Annotated in this window: 18 protein-coding genes; 9 read left to right on the top strand and 9 right to left on the bottom strand. The window is 69.4% G+C overall.

Translation table 11 applies throughout. The annotated features are described in order from the left end of the window. The first annotated feature begins 45 nt into the window (after positions 1-45). Entirely contained in the window at positions 46-1,521 is a 1,476-nt protein-coding gene (ahcY, locus tag AADV74_RS08240) for an adenosylhomocysteinase (RefSeq protein ID WP_425287265.1), read from the top strand. 117 nt (positions 1,522-1,638) lie between these two features. Here the strand turns inward: ahcY and AADV74_RS08235 are convergent, their stop codons facing one another. Beyond that, a complete protein-coding gene (locus tag AADV74_RS08235; RefSeq protein ID WP_342112967.1) occupies positions 1,639-2,490 on the bottom strand; it encodes an RDD family protein in 852 nt (283 codons plus the stop codon). A 16-nt stretch (positions 2,491-2,506) separates the two neighbouring features. Here AADV74_RS08235 and AADV74_RS08230 point away from each other — a divergent pair, with 16 nt between their 5' ends. After that, the gene (locus AADV74_RS08230; RefSeq protein WP_342112966.1) at positions 2,507-3,502 is read left to right on the top strand and encodes a stage II sporulation protein M; all 996 of its coding nucleotides are present in this window, start codon (positions 2,507-2,509) and stop codon (positions 3,500-3,502) included. A 57-nt stretch (positions 3,503-3,559) separates the two neighbouring features. Here AADV74_RS08230 and AADV74_RS08225 read toward each other — a convergent pair whose 3' ends face one another. From AADV74_RS08225 to AADV74_RS08195, 7 genes are all read right to left on the bottom strand, one after another. Then, positions 3,560-5,056, bottom strand: a complete 1,497-nt coding sequence (locus AADV74_RS08225) for a catalase (protein ID WP_342112964.1) — start codon at positions 5,054-5,056, stop codon at positions 3,560-3,562. Beyond that, positions 5,049-5,495, bottom strand: coding sequence for a Fur family transcriptional regulator (locus AADV74_RS08220; RefSeq protein WP_342112963.1), 447 nt, complete (start codon positions 5,493-5,495; stop codon positions 5,049-5,051). The genes AADV74_RS08225 and AADV74_RS08220 overlap by 8 nt, the downstream gene beginning before the upstream one ends. An 82-nt stretch (positions 5,496-5,577) precedes the next feature. Beyond that, a complete protein-coding gene (locus AADV74_RS08215; protein ID WP_342112962.1) occupies positions 5,578-6,909 on the bottom strand; it encodes a DUF58 domain-containing protein in 1,332 nt (443 codons plus the stop codon). Positions 6,910-6,912: 3 nt separating this feature from the next. Beyond that, on the bottom strand, positions 6,913-7,902 hold the full coding sequence (locus tag AADV74_RS08210) for an AAA family ATPase (RefSeq protein ID WP_342112961.1): 990 nt from the start codon (positions 7,900-7,902) through the stop codon (positions 6,913-6,915). Then, complete coding sequence (locus AADV74_RS08205) at positions 7,899-9,176, bottom strand: DUF4350 domain-containing protein (protein WP_342112960.1); 1,278 nt, start codon at positions 9,174-9,176, stop codon at positions 7,899-7,901. Before AADV74_RS08205 ends, AADV74_RS08210 begins: the two co-directional genes overlap by 4 nt. Further along, positions 9,173-9,853 (bottom strand): DUF4129 domain-containing protein, encoded by a 681-nt coding sequence (locus tag AADV74_RS08200; RefSeq protein WP_342112959.1) that lies wholly within the window; start codon positions 9,851-9,853, stop codon positions 9,173-9,175. The genes AADV74_RS08205 and AADV74_RS08200 overlap by 4 nt, the downstream gene beginning before the upstream one ends. Beyond that, positions 9,850-11,163, bottom strand: coding sequence for a hypothetical protein (locus AADV74_RS08195; RefSeq protein WP_342112958.1), 1,314 nt, complete (start codon positions 11,161-11,163; stop codon positions 9,850-9,852). The genes AADV74_RS08200 and AADV74_RS08195 overlap by 4 nt, the downstream gene beginning before the upstream one ends. A 132-nt stretch (positions 11,164-11,295) precedes the next feature. Here AADV74_RS08195 and mtrA point away from each other — a divergent pair, with 132 nt between their 5' ends. The 6 genes from mtrA to secA all read left to right on the top strand — a co-directional run bounded on the left by mtrA (position 11,296) and on the right by secA (position 19,920). After that, the gene (gene mtrA / locus AADV74_RS08190; RefSeq protein ID WP_342112957.1) at positions 11,296-11,976 is read left to right on the top strand and encodes an MtrAB system response regulator MtrA; all 681 of its coding nucleotides are present in this window, start codon (positions 11,296-11,298) and stop codon (positions 11,974-11,976) included. A 6-nt stretch (positions 11,977-11,982) separates the two neighbouring features. Beyond that, entirely contained in the window at positions 11,983-13,668 is a 1,686-nt protein-coding gene (gene mtrB, locus AADV74_RS08185; protein WP_342112956.1) for an MtrAB system histidine kinase MtrB, read from the top strand. Then, positions 13,661-15,352, top strand: a complete 1,692-nt coding sequence (locus tag AADV74_RS08180) for an LpqB family beta-propeller domain-containing protein (protein WP_342112955.1) — start codon at positions 13,661-13,663, stop codon at positions 15,350-15,352. The genes mtrB and AADV74_RS08180 overlap by 8 nt, the downstream gene beginning before the upstream one ends. A gap of 95 nt (positions 15,353-15,447) precedes the next feature. Continuing rightward, positions 15,448-16,164 carry a ComF family protein gene (locus tag AADV74_RS08175; RefSeq protein ID WP_342112954.1) on the top strand — a complete coding sequence of 239 codons (717 nt, stop codon included), beginning with the start codon at positions 15,448-15,450 and terminating at the stop codon, positions 16,162-16,164. Between the two features lie 122 nt (positions 16,165-16,286). Next, on the top strand, positions 16,287-16,958 hold the full coding sequence (hpf, locus tag AADV74_RS08170) for a ribosome hibernation-promoting factor, HPF/YfiA family (RefSeq protein WP_342112953.1): 672 nt from the start codon (positions 16,287-16,289) through the stop codon (positions 16,956-16,958). Positions 16,959-17,118: 160 nt separating this feature from the next. After that, a complete protein-coding gene (gene secA / locus AADV74_RS08165; protein ID WP_342112952.1) occupies positions 17,119-19,920 on the top strand; it encodes a preprotein translocase subunit SecA in 2,802 nt (933 codons plus the stop codon). A gap of 72 nt (positions 19,921-19,992) precedes the next feature. On the opposite strand, the gene AADV74_RS08160 is transcribed toward secA, so the two are convergent. Further along, positions 19,993-20,478, bottom strand: coding sequence for an Rv3235 family protein (locus AADV74_RS08160; protein ID WP_342112951.1), 486 nt, complete (start codon positions 20,476-20,478; stop codon positions 19,993-19,995). A gap of 155 nt (positions 20,479-20,633) precedes the next feature. Here AADV74_RS08160 and AADV74_RS08155 point away from each other — a divergent pair, with 155 nt between their 5' ends. Beyond that, complete coding sequence (locus AADV74_RS08155; RefSeq protein WP_342112950.1) at positions 20,634-21,236, top strand: hypothetical protein; 603 nt, start codon at positions 20,634-20,636, stop codon at positions 21,234-21,236.

The raw sequence follows: 21,236 nt of genomic DNA, 5'->3' as shown, positions 1-21,236 counted from the left end.
GAACTGGAGCGGCATCCGAGCGCCGTGAATGACAGAATGTCTCTCATGACCTCCACTGCCACCGCACTCCCGTTCAAGGTCCGTGACCTCGGCCTCGCCGAAGCCGGCCGTCACCAGCTGCGTCTCGCCGAGAACGAGATGCCCGGCCTCATGGCCCTTCGCGAGGAGTTCGGCGCGACGCAGCCTCTCGCCGGCGCCCGCATCGCAGGCTCACTGCACATGACGGTCCAGACCGCCGTTCTGATCGAGACGCTGACCGCTCTCGGTGCCCAGGTGCGCTGGGCGAGCTGCAACATCTTCTCGACCCAGGACGAGGCCGCTGCCGCGATCGCCGTCGGACCGACGGGAACCCCGGATGCCCCGGCCGGCGTTCCGGTCTTCGCCTGGAAGGGCGAGAGCCTCGAGGAGTACTGGTGGTGCACCGATCGCATCTTCGACTGGAGCGCCGAGGCCGCCGAGGCCGGTGCCGACTGGGTCGGACCGAACCTCATCCTCGACGACGGTGGTGACGCCACCATGCTCGTGCACAAGGGGCTCGAGTTCGAGAAGGCCGGTGCTGTTCCCGCGGCGACGGATGCCGACAACCACGAGTACCGTGTCGTGCTCGACACCCTGCGCACCTCGCTCGGGCTCCCCTCCGACAGATTCACCCGCATCGCAGCCGAGCTGCAGGGAGTGACCGAGGAGACCACCACCGGCGTGCACCGCCTGTACGAGCTGCACTCCGCCGGCCAGCTGCTGTTCCCGGCCATCAACGTGAACGACTCGGTCACCAAGAGCAAGTTCGACAACAAGTACGGCATCCGTCACTCGCTCCCGGACGGCCTGAACCGTGCCACGGACGTACTCATGGGCGGCAAGGTCGCCCTCGTCGCCGGCTATGGAGACGTCGGAAAGGGTGCTGCCGAGGCTCTGCGCGGCCAAGGCGCCCGCGTGATCGTCACCGAGGTCGACCCGATCTGCGCCCTGCAGGCCGCGATGGACGGATACCAGGTCTCGCGCATCGAGTCCGTCGTCGGGGAGGTCGACATCTTCGTCTCGGGCACGGGCAACATGAACGTGATCACCCTCGAGCACATGCTCGCGATGAAGCACCTCGCCATCGTCTCCAACGTCGGCCACTTCGACAACGAGATCGACATGGCCGGCCTCGAGTCGCTCGCCGACGCCGAGAGGATCGAGATCAAGCCGCAGGTGCACGAGTGGCGCCTGCCGACGGGTCGGTCGATCCTCGTCCTCTCCGAGGGACGCCTGATGAACCTCGGCAACGCGACGGGACACCCGTCCTTCGTGATGAGCAACTCGTTCACGAACCAGGTGCTCGCTCAGATCGAGCTCTGGGTCCGCCCGGAGGAGTACCCGATCGGCGTCTACGTGCTGCCGAAGCACCTCGACGAGAAGGTCGCCCGCCTGCACCTCGACGCTCTCGGCGTCGAGCTCACCGAGCTGACCCCCGAGCAGGCCGGCTACATCGGCGTGCCCGTCGATGGGCCGTACAAGGTGGATCACTACCGCTACTGAGCGGTCCACCGTCCGCTGAGTCCCGACGCCGTCGCGGTCGGAGCGCCATCGCAGGCGCGCTTCGACCGCGGGCGTAGCCCGGTCCTCGGCGAGCCGATCGCTCGAGCGGCAGGAGCCTCAGCGCTCCGGGAAGCCGTGCGGCAGGCCCGCGAGCACCGGTTCCAGGGCGTCGAGGCGTTGCTGCTCGAGGCGCAGCGCCGTGGCCTCGCGTTCCCGACGCAGCGCCGCGACGCCCCAGAGGAAGGTCTCGGCGGCCACCTCGGGCAGCGGTGACACATAGGCGGATGCCTCGCGCGCCAACTGCTCCGCCGTGCGTGCGCGGGTAGCCGGCACCAGAGCGTCGACCTGCGACAGGAACTGCGCGATGCGGCGGGACAGCGGCTCGGGCAGGCGGGCGACGTCGGCCACCAGGGCCCACTGGGTGAGCATGGGCGGCATGCCCTGGCGAGGGGGCACGTAGCGCGGCACGCGTTCGATCTGGCTGTGGGTTCCTGCGAGCAGATCCCCGAGGCGCTTCGAACGCTCGTTGAGCAGGCCGGTCATGGCGGCGACCGCGCCGAAGGTCAGGTAGATCTCGATGACGCCGGTGAGCGCACGCACGAAGGAGTGGCGGAGCGCGATCGCACCGCCGTCGTCGCGCACGACGCGGGCGCCGATGGCGAGCCGTCCGAGTGACCGGCCGTGAGTCGCCATCTCGACGACCATGGGGATGACGAGAAGGAACAGCACCAGACCGACGATGCCGAGTGCCCGCAGCGCCGCCTGATCGATCCCGGCGGAGCCGTACTGCACGACGAGCCAGGCGACTCCGAGCAGCAGGCCGACGTAGACGACGGCATCGATCGCGGTGCCGGCTCCCCGCAGGATGACACTCGCCGGTCGAACGTCGAGTGCGACGGCCTCTCCGGTGACGAGACCGGATTCCCCACGATCGTTCGACGCGGTGCGCTGCACGACGGGGTCTGCCATGCGATCATCTAATCAGATGGATCTCGACGCATATTCGACCGCCCACGGCGCGGAGTGGGACAGGTTGTCCGAGCTGGCCCGCAGGCGGCGGCTCTCCGGCGAGGAAGCCGACGAGCTCATCGCGGGCTATCAGGCCGGCGCGACCCAGCTCTCGGTGCTCAGCACGGCGTCGGGGTCGACGATCCCCGGTGACAGGCTCTCCGTGACGTTGTCGCGCGCCCGGCTGCGCTTCACCGGGGCGAGCGGCAACGCCCTCGCGATGCTGCCGCACTTCTTCATCGTCCAGCTTCCTGCCGCGCTCTACAGGCTGCGCTGGATCACCCTCGGCGTCATCCTCGCCACAGTGCTCGTCTCCACCTTGTACGCGGTCTGGGCGCTGGCCGACCCGCAGGTCCTCGCGTCATACGGAACCGACGCCCAACGACAGGCGCTGGCCGACGGCGACTTCGTCGACTACTACTCCGAGAACCCGGCGGCCTCGTTCGCCGGCATGGTGTGGACGAACAACGCCTGGATCGCCGCCCAGTGCATCGCGCTCGGCATCACCGGCGTCTTCGTGCCCTACGCGCTGCTCGGGAACGCCCAGAACGTGGGCGTCTCGGCGGCCATCATGTTCTCCTACGACAAGGGCGACGTGTTCTTCGAGTACATCCTGCCGCACGGCCTTCTCGAACTCACGTGCGTCTTCGTGGCCGGTGCCGCGGGCCTGCGCATCTTCTGGGCGTGGATCGCGCCGGGCGCACGCACGCGCGGTCAGGCGCTCGCCGAGGACGCGAGGGCCCTGTTCACGGTAGCCATCGGCCTGGCGATCTGGCTGTTCATCTCGGGCATCATCGAGGGCTTCGTGACGCCGGCCCCCTGGCCGTGGGCCGTGAAGATCTCGATCGGCATCGCGGCGGCCGCAGCGTTCTACGCCTACATGCTCGTCCTCGGCGGGCGAGCGTCGCGAGCGGGGGAGACCGGTGACCTCGGCGAATACGAGGCCGGGTCCCGGCGCATCATCGCAGCGTGAGACCGTCGAAGCCGCCGCGCGAATGAGCGCGGCGGCTTCGACGTCCGCGATGGGTGGCTACTCTCCGACGCCCACGTACTCGGCGGCCTCGTTCGCCGTCTCCATCGGCGTCGCGAGGTTGGCGCGCAGCGCGGCCCCCAGCACAGCATCGACGTTCGTCCAGTACTGGATGGCGCGCTCGCGGATCTCTGGCACGGTCGTACCGCCGACGGCTCCGGTGATGGTCTCCAGGAAGCGTGCCTTGGCCGCATCGTCGAAGACGTCCCTGTACAGCGTTCCAGCTTGACCGAAATCGCTGTCCTCGGCGTGCAGCGTCGCTGCAGTGCGGATCAGTTCGCCGTCAGACTCCCAGCTGCCGGCTCCCGCGATCGCGGGGTCGGCCACGGGGCCGCCGAAGGAGTTGGGAGCATAGACGGGGGCGGTTGCGGGCTTGAAACCATGGCGGGCCGCACCGTCCTGCGAGTAGTTGTGCACGGGCGACTTCGGAGCATTGACCGGAATCTCGTTGTAGTTCGTGCCCACGCGATAGCGTTGCGCGTCAGGGTAGGAGAACACACGCGCCATCAGCATCTTGTCGGGGCTGATGTCGATGCCGGGAACCGTGTTGGCGGGCGAGAAAGCCGCCTGTTCGATCTCGGCGAAGAAGTTCTCCGGGTTGCGGTTCAGCGTCTGCGTGCCGACCTTGACGAGCGGGTAGTCCGCGTGCGGCCAGACCTTGGTGAGGTCGAACGGGTTGAAGCGGTAGGTCTTGGCGTCCGCGTACGGCATGATCTGCACGTGGAGGTCCCACGAGGGGAAGTCTCCCGCTTCGATGGCCTCGTAGAGGTCGCGGCGGTAGTAGTCGGCGTCGGCGCCGGCGATGTCCTGTGCCTCGGCGCCCCCCATCTCGATGTTGCCCTGATTCGAGGTGAAGTGGTACTTCACCCAGAAGCGCTCGCCCGCCGCGTTGATCCACTGGTAGGTGTGCGATCCGAAGCCGGGCATCTCGCGCCACGAACGCGGGAGTCCGCGGTCGCCCATGAGGTAGGTGACCTGGTGGGCGGACTCGGGGGAGAGGGTCCAGAAGTCCCACTGCATGTCAGGGTCGCGGAGCCCGGAACCGGGGAGCCGCTTCTGAGAGTGGATGAAGTCGGGGAACTTGATTCCGTCGCGGATGAAGAAGACGGGCGTGTTGTTTCCGACGATGTCGTAGTTGCCCTCGGAGGTGTAGAACTTCACCGAGAAGCCGCGCACGTCTCGCCAGGTGTCCGGCGAGCCCTGCTCGCCTGCGACGGAGGAGAAGCGCGTGAGCGTGGGAGTCGATGCGCCGGGCTGGAACACGGCCGCGCGGGTGAAGGCCGACACATCGCCCGTCACGACGAAGTCTCCGTGGGCCCCGCCGCCCTTGGCGTGCACGACACGCTCGGGGATGCGCTCGCGTGCGAACTGAGCCAGCTTCTCGACGAGGTAGCGGTCGTGCAGCGCGGTGACGCCGTCGGCGCCGGCGGTGAGGGAGTGGGCGTCGCTGGGTATCGCGGAACCGGTCTGGCTCGTCGTGTACTGGCTGTCAGTCATGGATCTCCTTTATGGGTACTACGTGCATTTTCTGGCAGGGGGCGCAGAGGCCCCAGAAGGTCACTTCCGCTGTCGCGAGCGTGAAGCCCGCTGTGTCGGAGGGAGCGATGCAGGGCGCATGGCCGACGACGCACTCGACGTCCGCCACGGCGCCGCACGACGTGCAGACGATGTGGTGGTGGTTGTCGCCGACGCGACGCTCGTAGCGCGCGGCCGATCCGGCCGGCTCGATCCTGCGCAGCAGGCCGGCCGCGGTGAGGTCGGCGAGGATGTTGTGCACCGACTGGATGGAGCTGCTCGCATCGGTTTCGACGAGGTGTCGCTGCAGCGTGGCCGCGTCGCTGTGCGGGAACCTGTCGAGGGCTTCGAGCAGCGCGAGACGACCCGCCGTGACGCGAAGACCGGCCCGGTGGATCTCGTGTTCCGCACTCGATCGCATCCGTCCACCCTAACAGTTATCGTGAACGACTAAAAATAAGACTCGCCGACGTTCCGGCATCCGCGGGCAGGGCCGGGACGGGCTACAGCCGTCCGGCCGCCTTCAGGGCGATGTAGCGATCGGCCAGCGCCGGTGGCAGTTCGGCCGGCGCTCCCGTGACGACCTCGCCGCCCAGGCGCCGGATGGCCGCGGAGACCCTGGCGACGTCGAGCAGGGCGCGCTCGGCTGCCGCGGCCCTGTACACGGCCTCGAGGTCGTCGCGGTCCGACACCGCAGCCAGCGTCGCAGGGTCGGTGACGGATGCCACCAGCACCGTGTGCCGACGGGTGAGCTGCGGCAGCATGGCCAGCAGGGCCCCGGACGCGCCGGGGCCGTCGATCGAGGTCAGCAGCACCACGAGGGCGTGCCGGTTCGTGATCCCGCGCACGAGCGCGGGAACACCGGCCCAGTCGGCCTCGATCAACTCGGGCTCGATGAGCGCCATCGAGTCGACCATGCGCGAGAGCAGCTCGGCGCCCGCCGCCCGCTGCACGCGGCCACGCACGCGACGGTCCCAGGCGACGAAGTCGACCCTGTCGCCGGCATGGGAGGCCAGGGCGCCGAGCAGCAGCGATGCCTCGAACGCCGTGTCGATGCGGGGCTCGTTCTCGATGCGGGCTGCCGCTGTCCGTGCAGAGTCGACGACGATCACCACGCGGCGGTCTCGTTCCGGTCGCCAGGTGCGCACCATGAGTCGTTGCGCTGCCGCCCCCGAGACGGCCTGACGGGCCGTGGCGCGCCAGTCGATCGAGCGCACGTCGTCGCCGCGCACGTACTCGCGCAGGCTGTCGAACTCCGTGCCCTGCCCGCGCAGCATGACGGCCGTTCGCCCGTCGAGCTCGCGCAGGCGTGCGAGCCTCGACGGCAGGTGCTTGCGGGCCGTGAACGGCGGCAGCACCCTGATGCGGCCGGGTGCCACGAGGCTCGCCTGGCGAGCAGCGAGGCCGAGTGGTCCGTAGCTGCGCACCGTCACCGTCTCGACCCGGCGTTCCCCGCGGCGGAACGGCGTGAGCACGACGGTGATCCGCCGCCGTTCTCCGGCGGGGATGTCGACTCTCGAGCGGGTGACGGATGCGCCAGCCGACGGCTGCCAGGCGTCACGGACGACGCCACGCAGGCGCCGCGAGCCGGAATTCGTCAGGTACAGCTCGGCGGCCACGCTCTCACCGAGCCGCACGCGGGCCGGCAGATCGCGCGCGATGATGACCGCGCGCGGCGACGCTGCCGTCGCCAGGTCGATGCCGGCGAGCACGAGCGCCAGGAGAACCCACCCGAGGAGTACGAGCGCGGCGGAGCCCGGGGCTGCGCTGTCGATCAGGATGATCGGAAGCACCCCGAGGGCGAGCAGCGTGACGAAGCGACCTGAGAGAGTCATGGATCAGATCGGAACCTGGACCTGCTGCACGATCGAGGCCAGGATGGCGTCGATGGCCACGCCCTCCAGCTCGGCCTCGGGTCGCAGCTGGATGCGGTGGCGCCAGACCGGCACGACCATCGCCTGCACGTGGTCAGGGGTGATCGAGTCGTAGCCCGAGAGCCAGGCCCATGCCTTCGCCGACGCGAGCAGGGCCGTCGTCCCGCGCGGGCTCACGCCGAGCTTCACTGACGGGCTGCGCCTGGTCGCGCGGGCCAGGTCGACGACGTACGCCAGCACGTCGGCGCTGACCCCGACCGAGGCGACGGCGTGCTGGGCCGCAGCGAGCTCCGCTGCTCCGAGCACCGGCGTGACGCCTGCTGCGGCGAGGTCGCGGGGATCGAATCCGGCCGAGTGCCGCCGCAGCACCTCCACCTCGACGTCGCGGTCCGGCACCTCGAGCACCAGCTTGAGCAGGAAGCGGTCGAGTTGCGCCTCGGGCAGGGTGTACGTGCCCTCGTACTCGATGGGGTTCTGCGTCGCCGCGACCAGGAAGGGTTCAGGCACGGGCCGCGAGACGCCGTCGGCGCTCACCTGGCGCTCCTCCATGGCCTCGAGCAGGGCCGACTGGGTCTTCGGGGGCGTACGGTTGATCTCGTCGGCGAGCAGGATGTTCGTGAACACCGGGCCCTCTCGGAACTCGAAGTCCCCGGCCTTCTGGTCGTAGACGATCGAGCCCGTCACGTCGCCCGGCATCAGGTCCGGCGTGAACTGAACGCGGCGCGTGTCGAGCGAGAGCGCCGTGCTGAGGCTGCGCACCAGGAGGGTCTTCGCCACGCCGGGCACGCCCTCGAGGAGCACGTGTCCCCGAGCGAGCAGGGCGATGAGCATGCCGGTGACGGCGCCGTCCTGGCCGACCACGGCCTTGCCCACCTCTGTGCGCACGCGGGCGAGCGAGTGGCGCAGGTCCGGCGCCGCGGGCTGGTCGGAGACGGGGGAGGACGGATCGGTCATGAACCCATTCTTTCTGTGGAGGGTGGAACGGATGCCGGAGCGCCTGCGGCGCCGACCTCGGTGGCGGTTGTCACGGCCCGCTCGAGGTCCACGAGCCGGCCGGAGAGATCGACGAGGGCCCGGTCGGAATCGGGGCGGGCGTCGACGAGCACGTCGCGCACGTCGCCGAGACGCAGGCCGGTGACGGATGCGGCAGCCCCGACGATCTCGTCGACCGACGCCGTGCGCGCCAGCCCGAGTCGCGCGGCGAGGCGCCCGATCGTGCCGATGCGGAGGGCATCCGCCGCCCGAAGCCTGGACGAGGTGCGGGCGTAGAGCCTGGCGCGACCCTCGCGGGTCTCGCCGGCGTGCACCGTCACGGGGAGGTTCTCGACCACGAGGGACCCGAAGCGGCGGCCCTGCCAGACGGCCGCGGCCACCACGACCAGCACGAGCAGCACGACGACAGGGGTGACCCAGTCGGGCGAGAGCTCGCCCAGGGTCGGGGCTGCGCCGCCCACGACGTCTGCGAGGGTCGGCTGGTACCAGATCAGGGTGGAGTGCTGCCCGAGCAGCGACAGGGCGAGCGCGGCGTTGCCCTCCGCTGCGATCGTGTCGTTGCGCAGCTGCGAGCCGTCGGCGAGCAGTGTCAGGGTCGCGGCATCGGACTGCTGCTGCAGCATGGCCCAGGAGCGGTCGCCGCTCGCGAAGCAGCCTGTCCAGTCTGCTGTCGCGTCATCGACGGCGAGGGACTTCTGGCCGAGGGTGGCCGTTCCGGCTCGCTCCGCGGCGGGAACCGGGCACGCGGCCGCCGAGGTGTCGCCGTCGGGGGTTCCGCCGGCGCTGACAGCGCCGGCGGAGACGGCCTGCAGGGTCGCGAAGTCCGGATCGGCGACGACGATGTCGTCCGCGAGGCCGACGATCGCGCCGAGCTGGTCAGCGGTGAGGTATCCGCCGGGGTCCGAGAAGAACAGGGTGACGTCGGTGCCCACGCCTCCGGCGTCGCGCGCGGCCTCGAGGGACCCGACGGGCACCACGTCGACCCCGGAGTCGCGCAGCACCTCGACCACGGCCTTGCCTCCGGCGAGCCCGGCGCTGTCGGCGGCGAGCGGGATGCCGGCTGCCCCGCCGTCTCCCCGCACGAGGGCCGTCACGATCACGAAGCCGACGGCGATGATGCCGAGAACCACCCAGAACACCCCGCGGCGGGCCGCTTGGCGCACAGTCGGGGTCACGGATGCCGCGCCGGAGGCGGCATCCGGAGTCGCCTGCTTCGAGGGATCCGTCATGGTCATCGCGGAGCCTCCGCCGAGACGGGACTCTGCACGGATGCCGCCGCTGGGCGCACGGCTCGCACCTCGTCGTCGAGGTCCACGAGGAGGGCGTACTCCTCTGCGGTTCCCGCTGCACCGAGGTAGCGCACGCCATCGAAGACGCGGGCCGCGCGATCCAGCCGTGTTCGGGCATCGGGGAAGGCGAGGGCGGCCCGCCTGGCGAAGTCGTCGGCGGTCGTGCCCGGGTGCACGGACACGGCGGCACGGTCCGATGCCGTGCGAGCGATGGCCCTGAAGCGCTCGACGATGGCCGTGGCGAAGTCGGAGCCGGCGGCGGCAGCGGCCGAGGCGCGGCGGATGTCGTCGGCGCTGCGCGCGTCCTCGTCGCCGAACAGGGCGTTCACGTCCTGTCGTGCGCGACGGTTGAGGCGGGGCAGGCCGTAGATGAGGAGCGCGCTGACGAGCGCCGCCACGACCAGCACGAGGAGGATGGCCGGAAGCACGGGACCGGCTCCGTCTCCGCCGCCGGAGAACAGGCTCACGAACCAGTCGCGGACTGCCTGCGACAGCTGGTCGAACCAGGTCGGACGCGCGGCCTGGTACTCGGGCTGGGACAGCTCGTCGAGCAGCAGTCGCCTGGCCTCATCGGCGCTCGGGTCGACGGGGACGTCGAACGCCTGCTGCAGGCCACCGCTCATACTGTCGCGGGGGAGAGCCGGTCGGCCGGGAGATACGGGTCCGCCGCCTCGGTGCCGGACTCGCGCGCCTCGACCGCGCGCTGCAGATCGAGGTCGAGAGCCTCGGCGCGGATGCGCCGGTCGATGTAGAGGAAGGCGATGGTTCCCGACTGCACGACCGAGGCCACCGCCCCGATGACGATGGTGACGAGGAGAACCAGCCCGTTCGTGATGACGAGGAATGCCACCTGATCGCCTGACCCGTTCGGGTCGAGGACCGTGGTGCCGAAGCCGACCAGGATCGACAGCGGCGCCGTGACGATCTGCGCGATGGTGTTGACGATGACCGCGACCAGCAGGTTCACGCCGAACACCTTCCAGAATGCTCCACGCACCAGCAACCACGAACGCCTGACGGCCGCGAAGATGCCGAGTCGCTCGAGCACGATGGAGCACGGCACGAGCAGGGTCTTGGTGTAGATCCAGACCGAGAGCACGAGCAGGCCGATGCCTGCCAGGACCGAGTAGGCGATGCCGAGGCCGAGGAAGCCCTCGCCCTGGGCGAAGATCAGCACGGCGATGAGCACGAGGAACGCGAGGGCGAGTGTGAAGCCGATTCCCAGCAGCAGAAGCCAGCCGACGAGGGGGAGCACGCGGGGCAGCACGCGCTTCCACAGGGCTCCCAGGGTGAGCTTCTCGCCGAGGGTGGCTCGGGCGGCCTCGAGCACGATGACTCCCTGCAGCAGTGCCGAGGCGAGCAGCGAGACGGCGAACAGCACGACGCCGACCAGGATGCCGAGGCCGACAGAGCCCGCGATCACCTCCGACTGGTCCTCGACCGAGGCGTTGTCGACCCTGCCGACGATCCAGAGGGTGAACGGGACGATGGCAGCGATCGTGGCAACGCCCACGATGCCCTGGATGAGCAGTGCACTGCCGAAGGTGGCCTTGGGGTTGCGCTTGAGCATCTGGAAGGGCGCACCGAGCAGGGTGCCGAAGCTGAGTGGTCGCAGCGGGATGATGCCGGGCTTGGGCGGAGGAGTCCAGCCGGGGGCGCCGATGACGGGCTGCTGCATCCCAGGCTGCTGCCAGTCGGGCTGGCCCCACGTCGGCTGGCCGTACGGAGCCTGCGCGTACTCGCCGTACTGCGGCTGGGGAGGCTGCTGCCCGGGCCTCGGCTGGCCGTAGGTCGGTTGTGGGTAGCTCGGCTGTCCGGAGCTCGGCTCGCCGTATGGCGCCTGCGCCGGAGTTGCTGGTTCGTCCGGGTGGGCGGCATCCGGAGTCGCCGGAACCTGGTCATGTCCTGAGTGCTTCTCCGCGCCGTCCGTCACCCGTCCATGCTCGCATACGAGGGCAGCCGCGCCGTTGCCACGCGCGACCCATGTCTCTCGACTACTCTGTGACTGAAGATCGCGCGGTCGGGCGATGACAGGATCGGATCGGCCTCAGTGGAAAACGGAACGATGAACGCACGCATTCTGGTCGTCGACGATGACACGGCCCTGGCAGAGATGATCGGCATCGTGCTGCGCGGTGAGGGCTTCGAGCCCTTCTTCTGCGCGGACGGAGCACTCGCCCTCGAGGCATTCCGGGCGTCGAAACCCGACCTCGTGCTCCTCGACCTCATGCTTCCGGGGCTCGACGGCATCGAGGTCTGCGCCCTCATCAGGGCGGAGTCCGGCACCCCCGTGATCATGCTCACGGCCAAGTCGGACACCGCAGACGTCGTGAAGGGCCTCGAGGCCGGGGCCGACGACTACATCGTGAAGCCCTTCAACCCGAAGGAGCTCATCGCCCGTGTGCGTACGCGTCTGCGCCCGACGCAGGCCTCGGAGCCGACGCACCTGCAGATCGGCGACCTCACCGTCGATGCCGCCGGCCACGAGGTGCGACGCGGGGACCGCCGCATCAACCTCACGCCCCTCGAGTTCGACCTGTTGCTCGCCCTCGCGTCGAAGCCGCACCAGGTGTTCACGCGCGAGATGCTGCTCGAGCAGGTGTGGGGCTACCACTACAAGGCCGACACCCGCCTCGTCAACGTGCACGTGCAGCGCCTGCGCGCGAAGGTCGAGGACGACCCCGACAACCCGCGCATCGTCACGACCGTGCGCGGCGTGGGGTACCGGGCCGGCAGCGTGGCCTGACCCCTCATGACCGCCCCTGCGGCCGAGCCGCGACTGCTCGGCGTCGATTGGGCGAGCTGGCGCACGTGGCCGACGCGAACTGTGCGGCTGTGGCGCAGCTCGCTGCAGTTCCGCACCACAGTCATCACGCTCGGGCTCTCCGGCCTCGCCATCCTGCTCGCCGGGGTCTACCTCTCGGTGAGCGTGAGCAACAACCTGTTCCAGTCCCGCCTGGAACTGGTGCTCTCGGACTCGAGCCGGGCCACCGAGTCGGCCCAGCGCATCCTCGACGCATCGGACGCCTCGGATCGCGACGCCGTTCAGGCCGTCCTCAGCGAGGCGCAGGCCTCCATCAGTGCGGCCTCGTCGAGCAGACTCATCGCCATGTCGCGGGCTCCGGGACAGCCGCCGTCCACCGACGCCCCGCTCGACTTCACCACCAACGAACTGCGCGGCACCGTCATCTCCACAGACCTGCGGCGTCAGGTGCAGTCGGATCGCGCCGGGCAGTTCTGGCAGTCGGTGACGCTGACGGATGTCGACGACCGCGCGCAGCCGGGCATCGTGGTCGGCTCGCAACTGCTGCTGCCGAAAGCCGGCTGGTACGAGGTCTACATCGGGTACAGCCTGGCCGACGTGCAGCAGACCCTGTCGTCGGTGCAGCAGACCGCTGCTGTCGCTGCACTGGCCCTGCTGCTGCTCATCGCCGCCGTCACCTGGGTGGTCGTGCGCCTCGTCGTCACGCCGATCAGGGTTGCGGCCGAGACCAGTGAGCAGCTCGCTGCCGGCGACCTCGAGGTGCGCATCCCCGAGAAGGGCGAGGACGTGATCGCCACGCTGGCGCGCTCGTTCAACGGCATGGCGGACAGCCTGCAACTGCAGATCAAGGAGCTCGCCGACCTGTCCGAGGTGCAGCAGCGCTTCGTCTCCGACGTCTCACACGAACTGCGCACCCCACTGACCACCATCAGACTCGCCGGCGACGTGCTCTACGACCAGCGCGACTCCTTCACTCCCGTCGCCGAGCGCACCGTCGAACTGCTGCACACCCAGGTGGAGAGGTTCGAGGTGCTGCTGGCCGACCTGCTCGAGATCAGCCGCTACGACGCCGGATCGGTCGACCTCGCGCGCGAGCCGACCAACCTCGCCCATCTCGCGGCGGATGCCGTCGCCAGCATGCACACCCTGGCGGAGCGGAACGGCTGCGAACTGCAGCTCGTGGCCCCGGGCGGCCACGTCGACGTACTCGTCGACCCGCGGCGCATCAGGCGCATCCTCCGCAATCTGCTCGGCAACGCGATCGAGCACGGCGAGCATCGCCCCATCATCGTGTCGGTCGACTCCAATGCCACTGCAGTGGCGATCGGCGTGCGCGACTACGGCATCGGCATGACCGCCGAGGCGGCCGACCACGTCTTCGACAGGTTCTGGCGCGCCGATCCGTCACGCCAGCGCACCATCGGCGGTACTGGACTCGGCCTCGCCATCGCCCTCGAGGACGCCGTGGTCCACGGAGGCGCCATCGAGGTGTGGTCGCAGCCCGACGCGGGCAGCAACTTCCTGATCGTGCTCCCGCGCACGGCCGATTCGCCCCGCGGAGACAGCCCGCTCGCCCTCGTGCCGGAAGACGCCGGGGCCACCGAACCCGCAGCGCCCGTCTCTCCCGTCGACGGGCCGGCGTCCGCCCAGCTGATCGGAGGCGCCGATGCGTAGCTCCCGGCGTCTCGCCGCTGTCGCCGTCCTGATCGGCATCGCGCTGCTCACGGGCTGCGCCACCATCCCCACGTCCGGTCCGGTGCAGGAGGGTACGGGGTCGGACACCGACAACGCCCTCGAACTCGACCTCATCGCCCGCGGCCCGACGAAGGGCGCGTCGCAGGCCGAGATCCTGCTCGGCTTCATCGACGCCGCGGCCACCCCGCAGGACCGCTACGCCGTGGCGCGCGAGTACCTGACCAGCAGCTTCGACGACATCTGGGATCCGGATGCCGACACGACGATCGATGTCGGCAGCGACCGCGAGTTCACCACTGCCGGCGACCTGGCGATGTCGCTGTCCGTGACGCCGAAGGCCGCGGTCGGACAGCACGGCGACTACACCGAGGACGTGCCTGACGCACGGGTGGCCCTGTCCTACGAGTTCCAGCAGGTGCGGGGGGAGTGGCGCATCAGTAAGGCGCCACAGGGCACCCTCGTCGACGAGGCCACGTTCCCGCAGGTGTTCAATTCCTATCCGCTGTACTTCTGGGACCCCACCTATACCTACATGGTGCCCGACCTGCGCTGGTTCCCACGCCGGCTCTCGACTCCGACCCAGATCGTGCGGGAGCTGCTGGCGGGCCCGAGCGAGTGGCTCGACGGCGCCGTGGTCTCGGCGTTCCCCGAGGGGGCCACGCTCACGGCGGACACCGTCACAGTGCTGGCGCGCGACGCTCAGGTGCCGCTCAACAGTGATGCACTGCGCGCCGATCAGGAGACCCTGCAGCACATGAAGCAGCAGCTCAAGGAGAGCCTGTCCGGCGTTCCGACCATCTCCAGCGTGACGATCGTGAACAACGGGATCGAGCGGGACATCCGCGAGCTCGCGCCCTACGAGATCCCCCGCGTCGATTCGCGCGCGCTGATCCTCCGCGACGGAGTGTTCGGGTACCTGCCGGCATCCGAGGACACCCTCGTGCCCATCGACGGCCTCTCCGACGTCATCGCGTCGTTGTCGCCGTCGGCCGTCACGATGGGCGCAGGCCGGACGGCCGCCGCCGTGCTCGCCGACGGGGTCGTGTACAGCGTGCGCAAGGGTGACGATGCCGTGGCCCTCGACGATCGCAGCAACCTCATTGCACCGTCCATCGACCCTGCCGGCTACGTCTGGAGCGTCCCGCGCGAGGATCCTGCGGCCATCCGCGCCTACGGCCTCGACGGGTCGGTGAACGAGGTCGCCACGAGTTGGCCCGACTCGACGGGCATCGTCGCCCTCAGGCTGTCACGAGACGGCACGCGCCTCATCGCCGAACTCGAGAGCGAGGGGCGCAGCCGATTCGTCGCGGCCGCGATCATCCGCGGAGACGGTGGGCGGCCGTCAGTGCCTGTGAAGCTCGGCACCTGGATCCCGCTGCCGTCGGCCGCCGGCCTGCCCGTCGACGCCTCCTGGGTCGACGACCTCACCGTCGCCTCCCTCACCCGGGCGGCCGACGGGGCCACCACGATCGTCACGCAGCAGATCGGGGGCCCCAGTTCGGAGATCGACGGCACCGATGACGCCGTCGGCATCTCCGGAGGCAACACCGTCCGCGACCTGAGGCTGCTGCTCCGCGATGGCACCCTCGAGCAGCGGCAGGGCATCGGGTGGCAACCCCGCATCACGGACGTGCAGGTGCTTGCGACGCAACAGGGCCTCTGAGCGCGGCTTCCTCCCCGCTGGCGCCTGCCCCCATCCGACTCCACGGCGATCGCTCCGGGTGGGCCGGCCTGCGCCGGCGCGGGCAGAGTGGCTCGATGACCTCCAGGCTGTCCACCCGAGCGGTGACCGACGCGCTGCGCGACGCCCTCGCTCTCGTCCTCCCCGTGGAGTGCGCCGGATGCGGCGGGACCGGCCGCGTGCTCTGCCCGGCGTGCCGCCTGCTCGTCGTCGCCGACGTGCACCGGGCCGACCGCGACGGCATGCCCGTGCACTGCGCACTCGACTACGGCGGCGTTGCCCAGCGGGTGATCGGCGCCTTCAAGGACGGCGGCCGACCCACCCTCGCCAGCGCGCTCGGCCCCGTGCTGCGGGAGGCGGTGCTGGCGGCCATCGTGGCGGCCGGCCCGGGCGCGACGGGCCCTGCGTCGCCTGACGTCCGCGGCCTCGAGATCGTCGCGGTGCCGTCGTCACGCTCGGCGTACCGTCGACGCGGTTTCAGCCCCGTCGGTGCGATGCTCCGCTCCGGAGGATTGCGGGCGAGCCCCGTGCTCCGCGTCGTGGGGGAGCACGCCGATCAGGCCGGCCTCGGTCGGGAGGAGCGCGGCGCCAACGTCGCCGGCGGCCTCACCGTGCGTCGCGGCCTGGTCGGCGGGCCGCATCCACTGTCCGGCCGACGTTTCGTCGTCGTCGACGACATCCTCACGACGGGGTCGACGATGCGCGAGGCCGTGCGAGCCGTCAGAGCGGGAGGCGGGACCGTCGTCGGCTGCGCCGCCCTCGCGGAGACACGGCTGCGCGGTCGTCGAGGGTAGTCGCCGAACCTGTGTGAAACAACTGGTGACATCTCCAGCAGGGCGGGATACCGTGGCCCTAAAGGCGTGAACGTTCGCCCTCGCAACAGCCGGGTGACACGCCGGATAACGGGGAGGTCGACATGGAGCTGAACATCGTCGGACGAAACGCGGGTATTACGGATCGATTCCGGGAATACGCCACGGAGAAGGCCGACAAGGTCGCCCACCTGGCAGACAGGGCCGTCGCGCTCGAGGTGAAGGTCTGCCGTCATCACGAGACGAACGGAACGAGTGGGAACGACCGCGTCGAATTGACGCTCATCGGCAAGGGGCCCGTCGTCCGGGCCGAGGCCGACGGATCAGACAAGTACGCGGCCTTCGACGTCGCCTACGGCCGACTGCTCGAGCGCGTGCGCCGGGCCAAGGACCGTCGCAAGATCCACCGGGGACAGCACCGCCCCACTTCCCTCCGCGAGGCGACGGACGGCGGCTTCGAGGCTGTCCACATAGCGCCGGCGTCATCGGAGGTCCTGGAGCGCGTACGCACGGGATCGATCCCCGTCGTCGAAGGCGCTCAGCCGGCCGGAGAGCCCGAGAGCGAGCACGACTACAGCCCCGTCGTCATCAGACGCAAGCTCTTCGCCTCAGTGCCGATGTCGATCGACGACGCGCTCTACAACATGGAGCTGGTCGGCCACGACTTCTACCTGTTCTTCGACACCGAGACCAACCGTCCGAGTGTCGTCTACCGCCGCAAGGGCTGGGACTACGGCGTGATCGGACTCGACGAGAACATCGAAGAGGCCAGCTGAGGCACCGCCGGCCTCGGCATCCGTTCGGGGGTCGTGGGTCAGGCGAATCTCAGTTCGCCTCCGTCTACCATTGGTAGGGTTGCCCGTTGGGTGATGACCCGCGCATCCGAGCGGATGCGAGGCGTGCGTGCACGCCGTACTGACTATCTGGAGTGCATTCGTGGCCTCAATCCTGGAAAAGGTCCTTCGTGTCGGCGAGGGGCGCACGCTCCGCCGCCTGGAGAACTACGCGAAGGCGATCAACGCCCTCGAGGACGACTTCCGAGCCCTCAGCGACGAGGAGCTCAAGCACGAGACCGTGGAGTTCCGCGAGCGCTACGGCAACGGAGAATCGCTCGACGACCTGCTGCCCGAGGCGTTCGCCGCCGTGCGCGAGGCCGCTCGACGCACACTGGGCCTCCGGCACTTCGACGTGCAGCTCATGGGCGGCGCGGCCCTGCACCTCGGCAACATCGCCGAGATGAAGACCGGAGAAGGCAAGACCCTCGTCGCGACGACGGCCGCCTACCTCAACGCCATCACCAGCCGTGGCGTTCACGTCATCACGGTCAACGACTTCCTCGCGAGCTACCAGTCCGAGCTGATGGGCCGCGTGTTCCGCGCCCTCGGCATGACGACCGGATGCATCATCGCGGGGCAGACCCCCGAGGTGCGCCGGGAGATGTACGCGTGCGACATCACCTACGGCACGAACAACGAGTTCGGCTTCGACTACCTGCGCGACAACATGGCCTGGCAGGCGCAGGACATGGTGCAGCGCGGCCACTACTTCGCCATCGTCGACGAGGTCGACTCGATCCTCATCGACGAGGCCCGCACCCCGCTCATCATCTCGGGCCCGGCATCAGGCGAGGCCAACCGCTGGTTCAACGAGTTCGCCTCCCTCGCCACCCGCCTCGTCCCCGGCGAAGACTACGAGGTCGACGAGAAGAAGCGCACCGTGGGCGTGCTCGAGCCCGGCATCGAGAAGGTCGAGGACTACCTCGGCATCGACAACCTGTACGAGTCGGCCAACACCCCGCTCATCTCCTTCCTCAACAACGCGATCAAGGCGAACGCCCTGTTCAAGCGCGACAAGGACTACGTCGTCATGAACGGCGAGGTGCTCATCGTCGACGAGCACACAGGCCGCATCCTGATGGGACGCCGCTACAACGAGGGCATCCATCAGGCCATCGAGGCCAAGGAGAAGGTCGCGGTCAAGGCCGAGAACCAGACACTCGCCACGGTCACGCTGCAGAACTACTTCCGCCTCTACTCCAAGCTCTCCGGCATGACCGGCACGGCCGAGACCGAGGCAGCCGAGTTCATGTCGACCTACAAGCTCGGCGTCGTGGCCATCCCCACGAACAAGCCGATGGTGCGCATCGACCAGTCCGACCTCGTCTACAAGAACGAGGAGATCAAGTTCGCGCAGGTCGTCGAGGACATCGTCGAGCGTCACGCGTCGGGCCAGCCCGTCCTCGTGGGAACGACGAGCGTCGAGAAGAGCGAGTACCTCTCGCGCCTGCTCGCCAAGAAGGGCGTGCGCCACGAGGTCCTGAACGCCAAGAACCACGCGCGTGAGGCCGCGATCGTCGCCCAGGCCGGGCGCCTCGGCTCCGTCACCGTCGCCACCAATATGGCCGGCCGTGGAACCGACGTCATGCTCGGCGGCAACGCCGAGTTCCTCGCCGTCTCGGAGATGAACGCCGCGGGCCTCAGCCCCGTCGACACTCCCGAGGAGTACGAGGAGAAGTGGGACGAGGTGTTCTCCCGCGTCAAGGCCACCGTCGACGAGGATGCCGCCAAGGTCGTCGAGGCCGGCGGACTCTACGTGCTCGGGACCGAGCGTCACGAGTCGCGTCGCATCGACAACCAGCTGCGCGGTCGCTCCGGCCGTCAGGGGGACCCGGGCGAGAGCCGCTTCTACCTGTCGCTCACCGACGACCTGATGCGCCTGTTCAACTCGGGGGCCGCCGAGGCCCTCATGTCGCGTGGTGTTCCGGATGACGTCGCCATCGAGTCGAAGGTCGTCAGCCGCGCCATCCGCAGCGCCCAGTCTCAGGTCGAGGCGCGCAACGCCGAGATCCGCAAGAACGTGCTCAAGTACGACGACGTGCTGAACCGCCAGCGCGAGGCCATCTACTCCGACCGCCGTCACATCCTCGAGGGCGACGACCTGCACGAGCGCACGCAGAAGTTCCTCGAGTCGGTCATCGACGAGGTCGTCGACCAGCACACAGGCGAGAGCACGGGAGACGACTGGGACTTCGACGCCTTCTGGGCGGAGCTCAAGACGCTCTACCCCGTCGGCGTGACGATCGACGAGGTCGTGGCCGAGGCCGGGGCGAAGGGACGCATCAACCGCGACTTCGTGCGCCGCGAGATCCTCTCCGACGCCCGCATCGCCTACCAGAACCGCGAGGCCCAGCTCGGCTCTCCCGCCATGCGCGAGCTCGAGCGCCGTGTCGTGCTGTCGGTCATCGACCGGCGCTGGCGCGAGCACCTCTACGAGATGGACTACCTGAAGGACGGCATCGGCCTGCGCGCGATGGCGCAGCGCGACCCGTTGGTCGAGTACCAGCGTGAGGGCTTCGCCATGTTCCAGCAGATGATGGGACAGATCCGTGAGGAGACGGTCGGGTTCCTGTTCAACCTGGACGTCGAGGTGAACCAGGGTCCCGGCGAGGTGTCGGCACCGCGCGTCGCGGCCAAGGGCCTTGGCGGCCTGGAGGCTCCGGCCGAGAAGCTCAGCTACTCGGCTCCGAGCGACTCCGGCGGAGTCGAGGTGCGCAACCAGCGCGGCCAGATCCAGCAGGCGGCAACAGAGCGGGCCCGCCGTCAGGTCGCGGCCTCCCAGCAGGCGCCTGCAGCCGAGGAGTCCTCCGCCCGCGGGGCCTTCGGCCAGAAGTCCGCTGCTCCGGATGCCGCTCCGGCCAACCGCGCCGAGCGACGCGCCCAGGACAAGCGCAAGGGCTGACCCGCCGCATCCGTCGCCGTCGAACGCCGCCCCGATGACTGCTCCTGCAGCGTCCGGGCGGCGTTCGCGCGTCTAGAGCACGTTGATGCTGCTCGCGCGCCAGCGGTTGTCGAGGCCCTCGAGGCGGATGGCGACGGCCCGCGTGCGCGATCGGCTGTGCACCATGACGACGGCCTCGACGACGCCGTCGCGCGGTTCGGTCACGATGATGCTGCCGATCGAGATCGTCGGTCGCTGCGCCTGCTGCTTCTTGACCGCGCGTGCCCTGGAGGCGAGCACGACGCGCTTCAGCAGGTGGCGATAGACGTCGTCGGTGACCCAGCGGCTGAGCTGGTCGAGTTCGCGGGCACCGGAAAGCACCTCCATCACGCAGCGGGTGAGGTTCGACAGCAGGGGCTGGGGGTCGGGGAGTGAGCTGCGCGGAGTCGGCTGGGCCCCGAAGAAGTCGTCGTCGAGATAGCGACCGAGCGCGTTCGCGCCGATGATGGACGTCGGCGACGAAGACGGTGATGGTGCGTTCTCGTCCGGCGTCGCGGGAATTGCTGGATCTGGGCTCATGGCGCCGCTTCCAGGACTCGGGGACCGGGGGAGCCACCCCCGTCCGGGGGTGTCTGGGGAGACTCAATCATGATGATGACTCACTTGTCCAGAGTCGTCTCGGCACTGTGGACAACTCCCGTGTCAGCCTGGAGCGACTGGCTAACGTTCCGCACATGCGCTTCGACGACCTGTTCGACGACCTCGAGGGCCAACTCGAACAGGAGTTGCACGCCGAGGAGGCCGACCTGCGCATCGAGGAGGAGCGCCTGCGTCTCGGCAGGCTCGGCCTCCGCGACAGGATGATGGCCCTGGCGCGTGAGCGGTCGACGGGCGCGATAGCAGCGCTGCGGCTCGAGCTGGTCGGGGGCACCGTCGTCGTGGTGCGTCCGACGACCTTCGGTAAGGACTGGCTGGCCGGCGACCTCATCGACGGGTCGCCGTGGCATCCGCAGGGCATAGTGCCGATCGCGGCCGTCGCAGCCCTGGTGCTCGACAGGGCGCACGTCGACCCCAGTCTCGAGCCGTCGGCCGCGACGCAGGATCGCCTGATCGATCGGATCGGCCTCCCGTTCGTACTGCGCGACCTCGGCCGGCGACGCAGCTCCGTCGAGCTGGTCACGGCCACGGGATCGTTGCACGGAACGATCGACAGGGTGGGGCGCGACCACCTCGACCTCGCCGTGCACGAGGCGGGCACCCCGCGTCGCGATCGGGCGGTTCGTCAGTACAGGGTGGTGCCGTTCGCCCATGTGAGGCTCGTGCGCCTGGTGGGCTGA

Origin of the sequence: Leifsonia stereocauli (assembly GCF_038432415.1) — a bacterium.
GTDB classification, from domain to species: domain Bacteria; phylum Actinomycetota; class Actinomycetes; order Actinomycetales; family Microbacteriaceae; genus Orlajensenia; species Orlajensenia stereocauli.
The sequence above is the reverse complement of the archived record's forward strand: the minus strand, read 5'-3'. Positions and strand labels throughout refer to the sequence as shown.